Consider the following 15385-nt stretch of genomic DNA (forward strand, 5'->3'; position numbering starts at 1 on the left):
GCGGCGAGGACCGGAGGTGAGGAGCAGGTGACCACGAACCCTTCCCGCCTCCGGCCGCGGAACTCCCACCACAACGCGCTGCTGCAGTCGGCCCGCACCCGGATCGAGAAGATCGACGACCGCACCGAGGTGCACGCCCGCCCGGACCCGATCGACGCCGCCGCCCTGAAGCAGGAGGAGCTGCGCGCCCGGATGGCGTTCGGCCGTGCCCGCCGCGACGCCCGGGGCCCCATGGCTGTGGGGATGGCCCTGGTGGAGTGGGGGCTGGCCCGCTGGGCACGGTTCCGCCCGGTCCGCGCGCTCAACCTGTTCTTCTTCCACTACGGCACGGTCATGGCCGCCGGTGCCGCGTACATGATGTTCTTCTCCGTGGCTGCCATGCTGGTGGCGGTCTTCTCCGTGGCCGGTCTGGTGATCGGCGGGGACGAGGAGATGCAGGACTTCATCGTGGAGGCCGTCGAGACGGCGGTGCCCGGGGTGATCGACACCGGCGACGGTGGACTGGCCCGGCCGGAGACCCTCTTCGACACCGCCGGGTTCAATGCTGCCCTGGTGGTCTCGCTGATCGTCATGGTGGTCGCCTCGCTGAGCTGGATCCACGGCCTGCGCTCGGGCATCCGCAGCATCTTCGACCGGCCGCTGATGGCCGAGTACATCTGGGTGGTGAAGTCCCGGGACTTCCTGATCATGCTGGTGCTCGGTGCGGTGCTGGCCACCACGACGGCGGCGAACCTGCTGACCACGGTGTTCTTGGACGCCACTCTGGGCTTCTTGGGCTGGGAGGTGCTGGACGGGCCGCTGACGCGGCTGACCACCATCGGAGTGTCCTTCGTGCTGGACGTCCTGGTGGCGGTGCTGCTGATGCGGGTGGCCTCGCGCATCGTCATTCCCGTCTCGGCGCTGTGGCAGGCCGCGATCATCGCCGGGCTGGGGTCCTCGCTGCTGCGACAGCTCTCCACCCAGCTGATCTCCGGGGCCACCGCCAACGAGCTGCTGCTGCCGTTCGCCACGGTGTTGGGGCTCTTCTTCTACTTCTACGTGTTCAGCCTGGTGTACCTGCTGGCCGCCGCCTGGGGCGCCGTCGTCGCGGCTGACCGCTCCTCGACGGCCTGAGCCGCCTCCCCCGACTCGCCCGTCGTGCGCCGTCCAGCACGACACCGAGCGAAAGATCGTCCCTCTATGAGAGATCGTGCCTGTATGGACGGGCGATTTCTCATAGAGAGACGATCTGTGAGGACGGCAGCCGCGGGACGCCGGCGGCACACAGACGCGTGCCGAGTGTGGTGGGGCGTCGCAGGTCCTCCCATCCCCATCGCACCACCGTGCGGCCGGTGCGGCGGATCCCGTCCTCGCGGATCTTCTCTTCATGGACGGCCAGGGCCGCGCTCCGTCCCGTCTGATCCTGCTGGCTGAGGTACTTGATCCGGCCGTCGAACTCTCCGACGACGCCGGCGTCACGCCATTCGAAGTCCAGTCGGGCGTGTCCCGTCTCCAGTGCCACTCGGGTCTGAAGCTCCGGCGTGACGAACCCCAGCTCATGAATCCTCACGCGCGACCATGATTCTCCCGGAGATTCGGCCCGCGGGTCGGCGAATGCGAGACGCCTCTGCAGCAGAGCGCGCCGGCGTCGTGAGCTGACGTGGTCCTTCCACGCGAGAAGCAGACGCCGCGCCTCATCTTCCTCCGTACCTTGCGCCATGAGCCGGGCGAGCACGGCATCGAGGATGACGACGGCGTCCGCGGCGGGCAAGCGGGTCGCTGTGTCCACCGCGGCGAGTTCCAGAGGCTCAGCTCGGTACCCGACGGCAGGGCCCTGGCAGATTCTCAGCGCCGTGGGCGGGAGCATCTGCTGGGGGAGGAGCAGCTCTTCGGCAGATCGCCTGTCCTGCTGGGCCTGAGACCGCATGGCAGAGCGGTGCTGGTCAGGTGGAATCATCGGCTCATGGCGCTGTGTGGGCATGCCCTGCAGAATCGCTGCCCGTGCCGGAGGACGGCGGTGCTTGGCCAGAACGGCGTCAGCGGAGAGCCGGCCCGTCATCGGCGTCTGCCGTGTGATGCGCACGGAACTCCTGCGCATCGTCCGCACGTGGATGCGCTGAGGAGGATGCAGCAGCGGGATGCCGTGCAGAAGCAGGGCGCTGGTGCGGCAGAAGACCGTCTCAGGGTCGGCCAGGGCCGTGGCTGCGATCATCAGGACGGGTCTTTCCCACGGTGCGGCGTCGAGCCATTCCTGCGCGGGGACGTAGACGCCGCGTCGCAGCCTGAGCATGTCGCCCGTCCGCACTCCGTAGCTGAGGTCGGTGCCGGTGTGCAGACCGTCAGGGGTGGGCCGGGCGAGGTGCAGGGGGATCTGGGGCCGGGAGGGGATCTCCATGGAAACACTCTGCCGCACATCGGCCTGATGCCGCCCACGTTATCCACAGGTCCGGGGGCACTGTCCGCAGGAGGGGGGGCGGCGAAGGAGCAGACGCAGAGGGTGCAGACGCAGAGGGTGCAGACGTAGAAAGTGCAGACGCCAGGAGGGGCCCGCCGCATCATGCGGCGAGCCCCTCCTGGTGCCTGGGAACGTAGGTCAGCCGGTCACATGGCCCGGGTCAGGATGGCCGTCTTGACCTCCTGGATGGCCTTGGTGACCTCGATCCCGCGCGGGCAGGCGTCCGAGCAGTTGAAGGTGGTGCGGCAGCGCCACACGCCCTCCTTGTCGTTGAGGACCTCCAGGCGCATGTCGCCGGCGTCGTCGCGGGAGTCGAAGATGAAGCGGTGGGCGTTCACGATCGCCGCGGGGCCGAAGTACTGGCCGTCGGTCCAGAACACCGGGCAGGAGGACGTGCAGGCCGCGCACAGGATGCACTTGGTGGTGTCGTCGAACCGCTCGCGGTCCTCCGGGGACTGCAGCCGTTCCGCCGTCGGGGCGGGGGAGTTGTTGACCAGGAACGGCATGATCTCCCGGTAGGACTGGAAGAACGGCTCCATGTCCACGATCAGGTCCTTCTCCACCGGGAGGCCCTTGATCGGCTCCACCGTGATCGGCTTGGAGGTGTCGAGGTCCTTCAGCAGGGTCTTGCAGGCCAGGCGGTTGCGGCCGTTGATGCGCATGGCGTCGGAGCCGCAGATGCCGTGGGCGCAGGAACGACGGAACGTCAGCGAGCCGTCGATCTCCCACTTGACCTTGTGCAGGGCGTCCAGCACACGGTCCGTGCCGTACATGGTCAGGGTCCACTCGTCCCAACGGGCCTCATCCGAGAACTCGGGATCGTAGCGGCGCACCTTCAGCGTGATGTCGAAGCTGGGGATCTCCCCGCCTCCGCCCGAGCTCTGGGCGAGATCGACCTTGGAGGCAGGCTCTGCGACGTCTTGGGTGGGGGTGCTCATCAGTACTTACGCTCCATCGGCTCGTAGCGGGTGAAGACGACCGGCTTGGTCTCGAAGCGGATGCCCTTCGTGCCCTCGGTCTCCGCCTCGGGGTCCTGGTAGAGCATCGAGTGCAGCATGAAGTTCTCGTCGTCGCGGTCGGGGAAGTCCTCGCGGTAGTGACCTCCGCGGGACTCCTGCCGGTGCAGCGCGGCCACGGTCATGACCTCGGCCATGTCCAGCAGGAAGCCGAGCTCCACGGCCTCGAGCAGGTCGAGGTTGAACCGGCGGCCCTTGTCCTGGATCTGCACCTGCTGGTAACGCTCCCGCAGGTTCTCGATGACGCCGAGGGCCTCCTTGATGGTCTCCTCGGAACGGAACACCTGCATGTTGGCGTCCATGGTCTCCTGGAGCTCGGCACGGATGGCGGCCACCCGCTCTCCGCCGTTGCCGTTGCGGACCGTGGCGAGCATCTCCTCGGTGCGGGCGGTCGGGTTCTCCGGCAGCTCCACGAACTCGGCGGTGGAGGCGTACTCGGCGGCGGCGATGCCGGCGCGCTTGCCGAACACGTTGATGTCCAGCAGGGAGTTGGTGCCCAGACGGTTGGACCCGTGGACGGAGACGCAGGCGACCTCGCCGGCGGCGTAGAGGCCGGGGACGGTGGTGTCGTTGTCCTGCAGCACCTCGGAGGTCACCGTGGTGGGCACGCCGCCCATGGCGTAGTGGCAGGTGGGGAACACCGGAACCGGCTCCGTGTACGGCTCCACACCGAGGTAGGTGCGGGCGAACTCGGTGATGTCCGGCAGCTTGGCGTCGATGTGCGCCGGCTCCAGGTGGGTCAGGTCCAGCAGCACGTAGTCCTTGTTCGGGCCGCAGCCGCGCCCCTCCCGCACCTCGTTGGCCATGGACCGGGCGACGATGTCACGCGGGGCCAGGTCCTTGATGGTGGGGGCGTAGCGCTCCATGAAGCGTTCACCCTCGGAGTTGCGCAGGATGCCGCCCTCACCGCGGGCCGCCTCGGAGAGCAGAATGCCCAGCCCGGCCAGTCCGGTCGGGTGGAACTGCACGAACTCCATGTCCTCCAGCGGGATGCCGGCGCGGTAGGCGATGGCCATGCCGTCCCCGGTCAGCGTGTGCGCGTTGGAGGTGGTCTTGAAGATCTTGCCCAGCCCGCCGGTGGCGAACACCACGGACTTGGCCTGGAAGACGTGGATCTCACCGTTGGCGAGGTCGTAGGAGACGACGCCGGCGACGCGCTTCTGCTTGTAGGGGGTGCCGTCCTCGCGGGTGGCGTCCTCCTCCACGGTGAGCAGGTCCAGCACGTAGTACTCGTTGTGGAACTCCACGTTGTGCTTGACGCAGTTCTGGTAGAGCGTCTGCAGGATCATGTGGCCGGTGCGGTCGGCCGCATAGCAGGCGCGGCGCACGGCGGCCTTGCCGTGGTCGCGCGTGTGGCCGCCGAAGCGACGCTGGTCGATCTTGCCCTCGGGGGTGCGGTTGAAGGGCAGCCCCATCTTCTCCAGGTCGAGGACGGCGTCGATGGCCTCCTTGGCCATGACCTCGGCCGCGTCCTGGTCGACCAGGTAGTCACCGCCCTTGACGGTGTCGAAGGTGTGCCACTCCCAGTTGTCCTCCTCGACGTTCGCGAGGGCGGCGCACATGCCGCCCTGGGCGGCGCCGGTGTGGGAGCGGGTCGGATAGAGCTTCGTCAGCACGGCGGTGTGGGCGCGCTGGCCGGATTCGATGGCGGCGCGCATCCCCGCGCCGCCGGCGCCGACGATGACGACGTCATACTTGTGAACCTGCATCAGCTTGGGTGTCTCTCTTCGGTCGGAAGTGGTGGAGGCGTCTCGGACGGGGCCCGCGCTCCCCGCCGTCGTCGTGCCCTGGGCGGAGCCCGGGGTCAGCCCGGCGGGGAGGGGCGCTCGTCGATCAGTTCGGGCAGACCGCCCGCGGCAGCGGCTCGCCGGTGGTGCTGTCCAGCAGGCACGGCTCGAAGGTGAAGATCACCATGGTGCCCAGGATGATGATCACCGTGCTGCCGATGTAGAGGATCGACTTCAGCCACAGACGGGTCGAGTCCTTCTCGGCGTAGTCGTTGATGATGGTGCGCATGCCGTTGGTGCCGTGCAGCATGGCCAGCCAGAGCATGGTCAGGTCCCAGAACTGCCAGACCGGGTTGGCCCACTTGCCGGCGACGAAGCCGAAGTCGACCTGGTGGATGCCGTCACCCACCATGAGGTTCACCCACAGGTGCACGAAGATGAGCACCACCAGGGCGATGCCGGAGACGCGCATGAAGACCCAGGCGGCCATCTCGAAGCTGCCGGAGGTCGTCTTGCTGCGCAGGTACTTGGGGTCCACTCGTCCCGAGCGGGGGGCCTCGATGCCCTGTGCCGGGAGGACTGCTTCAGAGTTGGTGGCGGTCATCGATCAGTTCCACCCTTCCAGGAAGAGCATCAGGTGACGGGCGCTGAAGGCGACCATCGTCACGATCCAGAGGGCGAGCACGCCCCAGAGCATCTGCTTGTGGTAGCGCGTGCCCTTCTTCCAGAAGTCCACCAGGATGATCCGCAGACCGTTGAAGGCGTGGAAGACGATCGCGCCGACCAGGCCGATCTCGCCCATGATCATGATGGGGTTCTTATAGGCGCCGATGACGGCATCGTAGGCCTCTGGAGACACGCGCACGAGCGAAGTGTCGAGCACGTGGACCAAGAGGAAGAAGAAGATGCCGACGCCGGTGATCCTGTGGCCGACCCAGGACCACATGCCTTCTCGGCCCCTGTACAGGGTGCCTTTGGATTGCGTCACGTGTGTAAACCTCCCTGCATCGTCGCATGGCGTTCCGCCCGCCCTTCCTTGGGTGCGCATCTGATCGCAGTTGGCGGAGCGGATGTGTGTGACGCCTGTGCGAGTGCGATCTACGTACCAGGGTAAGCCACCGTCGCCGGTGACGCGGGCGTCGGCACATTCCTGGACGCAATGTTGCGCGGATCATCGTAGACCTTCCGCCCGGGAGGAGATGAATCATGACCTTCGCCACAGGACGGACCGCCAATATTTCTACGTGACGTAGAAATTCGACTTTCCCGGGGGCGCGAGAGCGGCCACAGGAAGGGATGCGGGCCCGAGAGGGAGGCTCACGTCGCTCCGGGCGGGAGAGGACCCGCAGCGCCGGAACGGGCCGATGTCGCCGGACACGTCTACCCTGGGGGAGTGACTTTCGCACATGATGCCTCTCTGGCCGGGGCCGAGGCCCGGCACGCCGGGGACCACGACGCCGTCGCGGCCTCTGCTGCGCCCCCCGTCAGCTTCGAGCGCTTCTACACCGTGATCCCCGCCGGAGGCGTGGGCACCCGGCTGTGGCCGCTCTCGCGCGCGAACGCGCCGAAGTTCCTGCATGACCTTACGGGCTCCGGCACCACCCTGATCCGGGGCACCTACGAGCGGCTGGCTCCGCTGACCGGGGAACGCGTGGTGGTGGTCACCGGTGAGCAGCACCGGGACGCGGTGCGCGCCCAGCTGCCCGAGGTGGACGAGGACGATCTGGTCCTCGAGCCCTCGCCGAAGGACTCTGCGGCCGCAATCGGACTGGCCGCGGCGATCCTGCACCGGCGCAGTCCGGACATCATCATGGGGTCCTTTGCCGCCGACCAGGTCATCGCCCCGGTGGACGCCTTCCAGGCGGCCGTCCGGGAGGCAGTCGCCACGGCGGCCACCGGCAAGATCGTGACCATCGGGATCACCCCCACCCATCCCTCCACCGCCTTCGGCTACATCCGCCGCGGGGAGCGGCTCGAGGTGGACCACGCGCCGAGCGCTCGTCAGGTGGCCGAGTTCGTGGAGAAGCCGGGGGAGGCGCGGGCCGCCCAGTACGTGGCCGACGGCGACTACCTGTGGAACGCGGGAATGTTCGTGGCCCCGGTGGGGCTGCTGCTGCAGCATCTGCGGGCCGCCGAGCCGCAGCTGCACGCCGGTCTGGTGGAGATCGCCGAGGCCTGGGGCACATCGCGGCAGGATGAGGTCATGCAGCGGATCTGGCCGTCGTTGCCGAAGACCGCCATCGACTATGCCGTGGCGGAGCCGGCCGCCGACGCCGGGGACGTGGCCGTCATCCCCGGGGAATTCACCTGGGACGACGTCGGCGACTTCGCCGCCATCGCCCGACTGAACCCCGCGCATGAGCAGGATGAGATGACCGTGCTGGGAGAGAAAGCACGCGTCTATTCGGACCAGTCCAGCGGCGTGGTGGTCTCCGACACCCAGCGGGTCGTCGCGCTCATCGGCGTCCAGGACATCGTGGTGGTGGACACCGAGGACGCCCTGCTGGTGACCACCACCGATCACGCCCAGTCCGTCAAGCAGGCGGTGGAGGCGCTGCGTGAGAAGGGAGACTCCGATGTCCTCTAGCCCTGTCACCACCGATGAGGCGCTCCACGGGGCGGCCGCCGTCGTCGAGGACCTGGAGCCCCGGCTGCTGGCCATGCGCCGGGAGATCCACTCCCATCCGGAGCTCTCCTGGCAGGAGGTGGAGACCACGAACCGGATCGCCGCCTGGCTGCGGGAGGTCGGACTGGAGCCGCAGATGCTGCCGGAGACCACCGGGCTGTTCGTCGACGTCGGCGACGGGCCGCTGGTCGCCGGATTCCGCGGGGACATCGACGCGCTGCCGGTCACCGAGCTGACGGACCTGGACTACGCCTCGCAGCACCCCGACGTCGCCCACGCCTGCGGCCATGACATCCACACCACCGTCATGCTGGGGCTGGCACTGAGCCTGCAGCGGCTGCACGACGAGCGGCCCCATGGGTTGGGCGGCAGCGTGCGGATCATCTTCCAACCGGCGGAGGAGACCATGCCCGGCGGCGCGCTGGAGGTGATCCGTCGCGGCGTGCTGGAGCCGGTGCCGCGGGTCTTCGCGCTGCACGCGGACCCGCGCATCGACGTGGAGACCATCGGCACCCGCATCGGTGCGATCACGTCGGCGGCCGACGTGGTGCGCATCGAGGTCACCGGCCGCGGCGGACACACCTCCCGGCCACACCTGACCGAGGACGTGGTCTCCGCCCTGGCGCACATCGCCACCACCGCCCCCAGCGTGCTGTCCCGCCGGGTGGACGTCCGCTCAGCGGTCTCCCTGGTGTGGGGCCAGATCCAGGCCGGCAGCGCGCACAACGCCATCCCGTCGACCGGCACGCTGGTGGGCACCATGCGAGTCCTCGACGCCGAGGCCTGGCGCGGTGCCGGAGAGCTGCTGGAGGAGATCATCGGCCAATGCGCGGCACCCTTCGGCGTGGACGTCGCCCTGGAGCATGTCCGGGGCGTGCCGCCGGTGAACAACGCCGAGGCGGAGACCATGCTGCTGGAGGAGTGCGGACGGGCCATGCTGGGCGCCGACGCCGTCGAACTGGCCCCGCAGTCCATGGGCGGAGAGGACTTCGCCTGGATGACCCAGGAACGGCCCGGAGCGATGTTCCGGCTGGGAACCCGCACCCCCGGCGGGGAGGACTTCGACCTCCACCGCGGAGACTACGCCCCGGACGAGCGGGCGCTGGCGGTCGGCACCAAGGTCATGGTCGCCGCGGCGCTGCGCTGCCTGGCCGCCGGGCCGTCCGGAGCCTTCGGCAGGACCTCATGACGCCACCCGCCCCGGTCCACTCCCTGTCCGTACCACCCGTAGGATGACCCCATGAACGTCGATCACCCCCGCGACTCCGCCGAGCGCTCGACAGATCCGGCCGGCGGCCCTTCCGCGGAGCATGAGGATCTGGACTTCACCGGCAGCCTCCGGCTGGCCCCCGGCGGGGGCTCCGTGGACTGGGATGCATTGCACACCCAGGCGCGGATCGCCATGACCAAGGCCTATGTGCCGTACTCGAAGTACCCGGTGGGAGCGGCGGGGCTGCTGGACACCGGCAGCATCGTCTCCGGCTGCAATGTGGAGAACGCCTCCTACGGGCTGACGCTGTGTGCGGAATGCACCATGGTGGGCCAGCTGCAGATGTCCGGAGGCGGCCGTCTGGTGGCGTTCACTTGCGTCAATGGCGACGGCGAGCCGATCACCCCGTGCGGCAGGTGCCGTCAGCTGCTCCATGAGTTCGCCGCCGAGACGCTGTTCATCCGGACCGCGGACGGCGTGACCACGCTGCAGGACCTTCTGCCGCAGGCCTTCGGCCCGCGGGACCTCGAGGACTGAGCCCTCCCGCGCCGCCCTGTCCGATCCACGACACCGTCCACTCGAGAGGACACCTCCCCATGACCTCTGACGTCACCTCCGCACCGACCGGCTTCGACCCGCAGGCCTTCGACGTCGTCGACCTGATCCGCACCAAGCGCGACGGCGGGGTGCTCTCCTCGGCGGAGATCGACTGGGTGATCGCCGCCTACACCGCCGGCCGGGTGGCCGATGAGCAGATGTCGGCCATGGCCATGGCGATCCTGCTGCGCGGCATGGGCCGGGACGAGATCTCCTCGTGGACCCGGGCGATGATCGCCTCGGGGGAGCGGATGGACTTCTCCTCGCTGACCACTGCCGACGGCGCCCGCCGCCGCACGGCGGACAAGCACTCCACCGGCGGGGTAGGGGACAAGATCACCCTGCCGCTGGCTCCGCTGGTAGCGAGCTTCGGGGTGCCGGTGCCGCAGCTCTCCGGCCGCGGCCTGGGCCACACCGGCGGCACGCTGGACAAGCTGGAGGCCATCCCCGGCTGGCGGGCGTCGCTGAGCAATGAGGAGATGCTCGCCCAGCTGGACGACGTCGGCGCGGTGATCTGCGCGGCCGGAGCCGGGCTGGCACCGGCGGACAAGAAGCTCTATGCCCTGCGGGACGTCACCGGCACCGTGGAGGCGATCCCGCTGATCGCCAGTTCCATCATGTCCAAGAAGATCGCCGAGGGCACCGATGCGCTCGTGCTGGACGTGAAGGTCGGCTCCGGTGCCTTCATGAAGTCCCGCGAGGACGCCGAGGAACTGGCCCGCACCATGGTCGCCCTGGGCACCGACGCCGGAGTGGCGACCACCGCCCTGATCACGGCCATGGAGACCCCTCTGGGACTGACTGCCGGCAATGCCATCGAAGTTCAGGAGTCGGTGGAGGTGCTCGCCGGGGGCGGACCGTCCGACGTCGTGGAGCTGACCGTGGCGCTGGCGCAGGAGATGCTCACCGCCGCCGGGGTTCCGGATGCGGACCCTGCGGAGGCGCTGAAGGACGGACGGGCCATGGACACCTGGCGGCGGATGATCGCCGCCCAGGGCGGGGATCCGGACGCGGACCTGCCGACCGCGACGCATCAGCACACGGTGACCGCAGGGGTCTCCGGGACGGTGACCCGGATGGATGCGATGGCGGTGGGCCTGGCCGCCTGGCGTCTGGGGGCGGGGCGCGCCCGCAAGGAGGACGCCGTGCAGGCCGGAGCTGGGGTGCGTATGCACGTCAAGCCCGGTGAGGTGGTCCAGGAGGGCCAGCCGCTGTTCACGCTGCTCACCGATGAGGAATCGCGGATGGCCCGTGCCGAGGAGGCGCTGCAGGGAGCGGTCGACGTCGATGCGGAGGGTGGTCCGGTGGAGCTCGGGGACCTGGTGCTGGACCGCATCAGCGCCGAGGACCTCTAAGCGGCACCGGCCGCGGCGCTGCTGAGGGGACCCCGATGACGCGTTTCCAGGAGTGGAGCGAGTTCTTCAACGCGCTGGTCATCGAGGTGGCCTCCGGCTGGTGGACCCTTCTGGGCCTCGGGGGCTTCGTCTTCATCAATGGGGTCTTCCCGCCGCTGCCGTCGGATTCGCTGATCATCACACTCGGCTCGGTCCAGGACCAGCCGGGGACGCCCTGGTGGCTGTGGGTGATCCTGGTGGCAGCAGGCGCCGCCGTGCTGGGTGACTTCGTGGCCTACCTGTTGGGCCGACGGATCGGCACCGATCGGTGGGCATGGCTGCGTCGCCCGGCGATGCAGCGGACCCTGACCTGGTCCCGCCATGAGCTGGACAAACGGGGAGTGCTGCTGATCTTCGTGGGTCGCTTCATCCCGGGCGCGCGGGTGGCGATCAATTTCGTGGCCGGGTCCACTCGGTACTCCAAGCGACGGTTCCTGCTGATCGACGCGGTCGCCTCCCTCGTCTGGGCGAGTTGGCTCATCGTGCTGGGTGCAGTGGGCACCGAGCTGCTGGGCAGCCAGCTGCTGGCGATGCTGGTGGGCATCGGGGTGGCGGTGCTGCTGGGTCTGCTCTGCGACCGTCTCTTCCGCCTGCTGTCCGTCTGGCTCGATCGCAAGGGTGTGCACATCGACCCGGAGGGCTATCAGGACACCGGTGTCATCGAGGTGGAGCGGCCGATCCGGCTGCGGCGGCACCATCGGGAGCACGACGACGAGGGGTGACGGGGCTCTCCGAGCGCTGACGGTGAGTCGGTTTGACGGACACGGTCATGTCGGTGTGAGCTGTGCGGGGTGAGCAGCAGGCCAGGGGGACTGGTCGGCTCACGTACGGGTCGAGTCCTGAACGGGAGGGAACGGACGTTGGTCTTCTACGACGTCAACGTGTCGCAGTGCATCACGATCTTCGGTGCGGCAGAGGATGAACCGCCCTGGGTTCTGTTCCGGTCTTTATGCGGGTGCCCGGGCGGGCTCGTGTGATTGATAGTAGGCGGCCTCGGCCTCTGCTGGGGTGCGATAGTCGAGCGCTTCGTGCAGGCGCTGCGTGTTCCACCAGTTGACCCAGTTCATGGTCTGGAACTCGACCTCGGTCGTCGAAGGCCAAGCGGGTCGAGCGTGGATGAGTTCGGCCTTGTAGAGGCCGTTCACGGCCTCAGCGAGGGCGTTGTCATAGCTGTCTCCGACGGTGCCGACCGAACCGGTGATCCCGACCTCGGCGAGGCGTTCGGAGTAGCGGATGGACACGTACTGACTCCCGCGATCGGAATGATGCACGAGCCCATCTAGGGCTCGGTCCTTCGCGGATACGAGGGCGTGCTCGAGGGCTTCCAATGGGAGATCCTCGGTGCGCATCGTGGAGCGAGTAGCCCAGCCGACGATCTTCCGATCGAACACGTCGGTGACGAACGCGGTGTAGCAGAACCCGCAACTGGTGCGGACGTAGGTGATGTCCGCGACCCAGAGTCGGTTCGGCCGGTCCGCGGTGGAGCGCCGTTCCACAAGGTCCGGACGTTCATCGGCTTCCCGTGCGGGGACGGTCGTGCGGGGCTTCCGGCCCCGGACCACGCCGGACAATCCCGCAGCACGCATGAGCCTGGCGACCTGATCGCGGCCGATGTCCCAGCCCTCGCGGCGCATCGCGTGCCAGATCTTCCGGGCCCCGTAGACGCCCTAGTTGTCGGCATGGATCCGTTCGATCACCGGAACCAGCTCTGCGTCACGCAACTGCCGGTCGCTCGCGGGGCGGACCTTCGCGGCCCGATAGCCGCGAGAAGTGAGGAACCCACCGTCTGTCGCACCGAGCGTGCGGCAGATGAGCTCGACCCCGAACAGGTCGCGATACATGTCGACATACGCGATCATCTCGGCGTGGGCCGGTCGAGCTCCGCGGCGAAAAACGCCGACGCGGTCTTCAGGATCTCATTCGCGCGCCGCAGCTCAGCGTTCTCGCGTTTGAGACGTCTGATCTCAGCCTGCGCGTCGGTGGTCGCACCCGGCTTCTTCCCGGCATCGACCTCGGCCTGCTCGACCCAGCGACGCAGTCCCTCGATCGAGACGTTCAGCTTCGGTGCGGTCTCCTTGATCACCTGATACCGCGACAGGCCCGCCTCGTCGGCCTCGAGCCGGTCCTGCACCATGCGCACGGCACGATCCTTGAACGCTTGCGGGTACTTCGATGGCATATCCCAATCCTCTCGAAAACGGATCGGAACGAAACCCAGGGCGGTTCATAGTCCGCACAGTGCGCCGGCGGCGGCAGACAGGCCGGGCCGCAGCCCGCGGGCGCTGGAACGCAGGATCACCACAGTGTCAGGGCCGGGAGAGATGTAGCTCACCAGGACGAGGGAGAGGAAGACGGGCCAGTGGACGTCCATCGGCGTTCAGTCTCCGTTCGGTGCGTCGATTCCCGGCCCATCCTATGGCCGATAGGCTGGTGCCATGACTGCGACTTCCTCGCCTGAGACCACCGGTCCCTCTGACGCCTTCGTCGAGCAGATCCGCTCGCTGCCCAAGGTCAGCCTCCATGATCACCTCGACGGCGGTCTGCGTCCGGCCACGCTCATCGAGCTCGCCCGCGAGGCCGGCGTCGAGCTGCCCACCGAGGACCCCGAGGCGCTGGCCCGCCGGTTCCGGGAGAACGCCGACTCCGGGTCCCTGGAGCGCTACCTGGAGGCCTTCGGGCTCACCACGGCGGTCATGCAGACCGCGCAGAACCTGCGCCGCGTGGCCCGCGAATATGTTGAGGACCTCGCAGCGGACGGTGTGGTCTACGCCGAGGTCCGCTGGGCCCCGGAGCAGCACCAGCAGCAGGGGCTGAGTCTGGATGAGGCCGTCGAGGCCGTCCAGGCGGGGCTCGAGGAAGGCATGGCCGCCCTCGAGGATGAGGACCGGATCGTGGTGGTCGGCCAGCTGATCTCTGCGATGCGTCAGTCCGACCGCGCCGACGAAGCCGTGGAACTGGCCAAGCGCCACCGTGACCGCGGTGTGGTCGGCTTCGACATCGCTGGGCCCGAGCACGGCTTCCCGCCGTCCCGGTTCGCTCCGGCGTTCACCGTGCTGGCCGAGGCGATGATCCCCGCCACCGTCCACGCCGGGGAGGCCGACGGCGTCGAGTCCATCCGTGACGCGCTCGTCTCCGGGCGCGCCCAGCGTCTGGGCCACGGGGTGCGGATCGCCCAGGACGTCTCGATCTCTGAGGAGCCGGTGACCTCCGACGACGGCGGCGACGCCTACGAGGTCATCCTCGGCGACGTCGCCCGCTGGGTCCGCGACCGGCAGGTGCACCTGGAGGTCAGTCCCACCTCCAACCTGCAGACCGGCGCCATCGCCCCCTTCGCCTCGGACGGGATCGCGACGATCACCGACCACCCGTTCGACATGCTCTACCAGCTGGGCTTCAACGTCGGGGTCAACACGGACAACCGCCTGGTCTCCGGGGTGACCCTCTCTGGGGAGCTGGCTCTGCTGGCCGAAGCCTTCGGCTACGAGCTCGCCGAACTCGCCGACTTCCAGATCAACGCCCTGGAGTCCTCCTTCCTCGGACAGGAGGAGCGGGAGGCGCTCTCGGCGCTGATCCTCGAGGCCTGGCAGTGACCACGGCCCACCAGCCGTCCGCCCAGCCGCCGTCGGACCCCGTGCGGCGGCTGGAGTGGGTGGTGGCCCAGCTGCGCCTCCACTGTCCGTGGACGCAGCGGCTGAGCCATGGCTCCCTCGTGGAGTACCTGGTGGAGGAGGCCTACGAGACGGTCGAGGAGATCGAGGCCGGAGGCGTGGACGAATCCCTGCGTCAGGAGCTGGGCGACCTGCTCTTCCAGATCGTGCTGCACGCCCAGCTGGCGGCCGAGCGCTCCAGCTTCGACCTCGACGGCGTGGCCGAGGCCATCACCGCCAAACTGGTGCGCCGCAGTCCGCATGTCTTCACCTCTGACGGGCAGCTCGACGTCGACCCCCAGGCCTCCCTGGACCAGATCGAACGCGCCTGGACCCGCATCAAGGCGGAGGAGAAGGCCGAGGAGAAGGCTGTCGAGGAGGTGACGGCCGGGCAGAACGGAGCCGACGGTGACGCCGAGCTCGCCGCCGTCGTCGGCTCCCTGCCGGCCCACCTTCCCGCCCTCGCCCGGGCCGCCAAGCTCATCGACCGGCTGGACCGCACCGTCTCGGCCGACCCCGAGGCAGGCGACGACGTCGGCGCCGGACCCGCCTCCTCAGCCCAGGATCCGCTCGCCGCGGCTGACGAGGACGCCTTAGGTGAACTACTCTTCTCGGTGGTGGAGAGAGCACGTTCTCGGGGTCAGGACCCCGAACGCGCGTTGCGTCGCCACCTCAGCACGCTGGCGCAAGGGCGCGTCGGCCCCGGACTGTCCAGATAACCGAAAAGGAGCCGA

Annotated in this window: 14 protein-coding genes and 1 pseudogene; 8 read left to right on the forward strand and 7 right to left on the reverse strand. The window is 68.7% G+C overall.

Features of this window, described 5'->3' with window-relative positions; all coding sequences use genetic code 11:
- Positions 1-27 precede the first annotated feature (27 nt).
- Positions 28-1113, forward strand: a complete 1086-nt coding sequence (locus tag Q7C18_RS14675) for a YihY/virulence factor BrkB family protein (RefSeq protein WP_311026004.1) — start codon at positions 28-30, stop codon at positions 1111-1113.
- A gap of 100 nt (positions 1114-1213) precedes the next feature.
- Here Q7C18_RS14675 and Q7C18_RS14680 read toward each other — a convergent pair whose 3' ends face one another.
- The 5 genes from Q7C18_RS14680 to sdhC all read right to left on the reverse strand — a co-directional run bounded on the left by Q7C18_RS14680 (position 1214) and on the right by sdhC (position 6165).
- Positions 1214-2374, reverse strand: a complete 1161-nt coding sequence (locus Q7C18_RS14680; protein ID WP_311026005.1) for a hypothetical protein — start codon at positions 2372-2374, stop codon at positions 1214-1216.
- 206 nt (positions 2375-2580) lie between these two features.
- A complete protein-coding gene (locus Q7C18_RS14685) occupies positions 2581-3372 on the reverse strand; it encodes a succinate dehydrogenase iron-sulfur subunit (protein ID WP_070161503.1) in 792 nt (263 codons plus the stop codon).
- Positions 3372-5159 carry a succinate dehydrogenase flavoprotein subunit gene (gene sdhA / locus Q7C18_RS14690; protein ID WP_070161501.1) on the reverse strand — a complete coding sequence of 596 codons (1788 nt, stop codon included), beginning with the start codon at positions 5157-5159 and terminating at the stop codon, positions 3372-3374. The genes Q7C18_RS14685 and sdhA overlap by 1 nt, the downstream gene beginning before the upstream one ends.
- A gap of 124 nt (positions 5160-5283) precedes the next feature.
- A complete protein-coding gene (locus Q7C18_RS14695; protein WP_070161499.1) occupies positions 5284-5781 on the reverse strand; it encodes a succinate dehydrogenase hydrophobic membrane anchor subunit in 498 nt (165 codons plus the stop codon).
- 3 nt (positions 5782-5784) lie between these two features.
- Complete coding sequence (sdhC, locus tag Q7C18_RS14700; protein ID WP_139827581.1) at positions 5785-6165, reverse strand: succinate dehydrogenase, cytochrome b556 subunit; 381 nt, start codon at positions 6163-6165, stop codon at positions 5785-5787.
- A 519-nt stretch (positions 6166-6684) separates the two neighbouring features.
- Here sdhC and Q7C18_RS14705 point away from each other — a divergent pair.
- From Q7C18_RS14705 to Q7C18_RS14725, 5 genes are read left to right on the forward strand one after another with little or no spacing between them, the layout of a single operon-like run.
- Entirely contained in the window at positions 6685-7764 is a 1080-nt protein-coding gene (locus Q7C18_RS14705) for a mannose-1-phosphate guanylyltransferase (protein ID WP_311026072.1), read from the forward strand.
- Positions 7754-8992, forward strand: a complete 1239-nt coding sequence (locus tag Q7C18_RS14710) for an amidohydrolase (RefSeq protein ID WP_311026006.1) — start codon at positions 7754-7756, stop codon at positions 8990-8992. The genes Q7C18_RS14705 and Q7C18_RS14710 overlap by 11 nt, the downstream gene beginning before the upstream one ends.
- Positions 8993-9043: 51 nt before the next feature.
- Entirely contained in the window at positions 9044-9550 is a 507-nt protein-coding gene (locus Q7C18_RS14715) for a cytidine deaminase (protein WP_083277677.1), read from the forward strand.
- Between the two features lie 59 nt (positions 9551-9609).
- Positions 9610-10965 (forward strand): thymidine phosphorylase, encoded by a 1356-nt coding sequence (locus Q7C18_RS14720; RefSeq protein ID WP_311026007.1) that lies wholly within the window; start codon positions 9610-9612, stop codon positions 10963-10965.
- A 35-nt stretch (positions 10966-11000) separates the two neighbouring features.
- Positions 11001-11726: a DedA family protein gene (locus Q7C18_RS14725; protein WP_070161492.1), complete on the forward strand. Its 726-nt coding sequence runs from the start codon at positions 11001-11003 to the stop codon at positions 11724-11726.
- Positions 11727-11951: 225 nt separating this feature from the next.
- Here Q7C18_RS14725 and Q7C18_RS14730 read toward each other — a convergent pair.
- Positions 11952-13183: pseudogene (locus Q7C18_RS14730) on the reverse strand (IS3 family transposase).
- Between the two features lie 45 nt (positions 13184-13228).
- Positions 13229-13375: a hypothetical protein gene (locus Q7C18_RS14735; protein WP_311026008.1), complete on the reverse strand. Its 147-nt coding sequence runs from the start codon at positions 13373-13375 to the stop codon at positions 13229-13231.
- 64 nt (positions 13376-13439) lie between these two features.
- On the opposite strand from Q7C18_RS14735, the gene Q7C18_RS14740 reads away from it, so the two are divergent.
- The gene (locus tag Q7C18_RS14740) at positions 13440-14594 is read left to right on the forward strand and encodes an adenosine deaminase (protein ID WP_311026009.1); all 1155 of its coding nucleotides are present in this window, start codon (positions 13440-13442) and stop codon (positions 14592-14594) included.
- Entirely contained in the window at positions 14591-15370 is a 780-nt protein-coding gene (locus Q7C18_RS14745) for a MazG nucleotide pyrophosphohydrolase domain-containing protein (protein WP_311026010.1), read from the forward strand. Before Q7C18_RS14740 ends, Q7C18_RS14745 begins: the two co-directional genes overlap by 4 nt.
- The last annotated feature ends 15 nt before the right edge of the window (positions 15371-15385 follow it).

It is taken from the genome of Nesterenkonia sp. CL21 (assembly GCF_031705515.1).
GTDB lineage: Bacteria > Actinomycetota > Actinomycetes > Actinomycetales > Micrococcaceae > Nesterenkonia > Nesterenkonia aethiopica.

Excerpts from the sequence above, each read along its gene's own strand:
- Q7C18_RS14680 (WP_311026005.1), bottom strand. The coding sequence starts at position 2,374 with ATGGAGATCCCCTCCCGGCCCCAGATCCCCCTGCACCTCGCCCGGCCC.
- Q7C18_RS14685 (WP_070161503.1), bottom strand. The coding sequence starts at position 3,372 with ATGAGCACCCCCACCCAAGACGTCGCAGAGCCTGCCTCCAAGGTCGAT.
- sdhA (WP_070161501.1), bottom strand. The coding sequence starts at position 5,159 with ATGCAGGTTCACAAGTATGACGTCGTCATCGTCGGCGCCGGCGGCGCG.
- Q7C18_RS14695 (WP_070161499.1), bottom strand. The coding sequence starts at position 5,781 with ATGACCGCCACCAACTCTGAAGCAGTCCTCCCGGCACAGGGCATCGAG.
- Q7C18_RS14710 (WP_311026006.1), top strand. The coding sequence starts at position 7,754 with ATGTCCTCTAGCCCTGTCACCACCGATGAGGCGCTCCACGGGGCGGCC.
- Q7C18_RS14715 (WP_083277677.1), top strand. The coding sequence starts at position 9,044 with ATGAACGTCGATCACCCCCGCGACTCCGCCGAGCGCTCGACAGATCCG.
- Q7C18_RS14720 (WP_311026007.1), top strand. The coding sequence starts at position 9,610 with ATGACCTCTGACGTCACCTCCGCACCGACCGGCTTCGACCCGCAGGCC.
- Q7C18_RS14725 (WP_070161492.1), top strand. The coding sequence starts at position 11,001 with ATGACGCGTTTCCAGGAGTGGAGCGAGTTCTTCAACGCGCTGGTCATC.
- Q7C18_RS14735 (WP_311026008.1), bottom strand. The coding sequence starts at position 13,375 with ATGGACGTCCACTGGCCCGTCTTCCTCTCCCTCGTCCTGGTGAGCTAC.
- Q7C18_RS14740 (WP_311026009.1), top strand. The coding sequence starts at position 13,440 with ATGACTGCGACTTCCTCGCCTGAGACCACCGGTCCCTCTGACGCCTTC.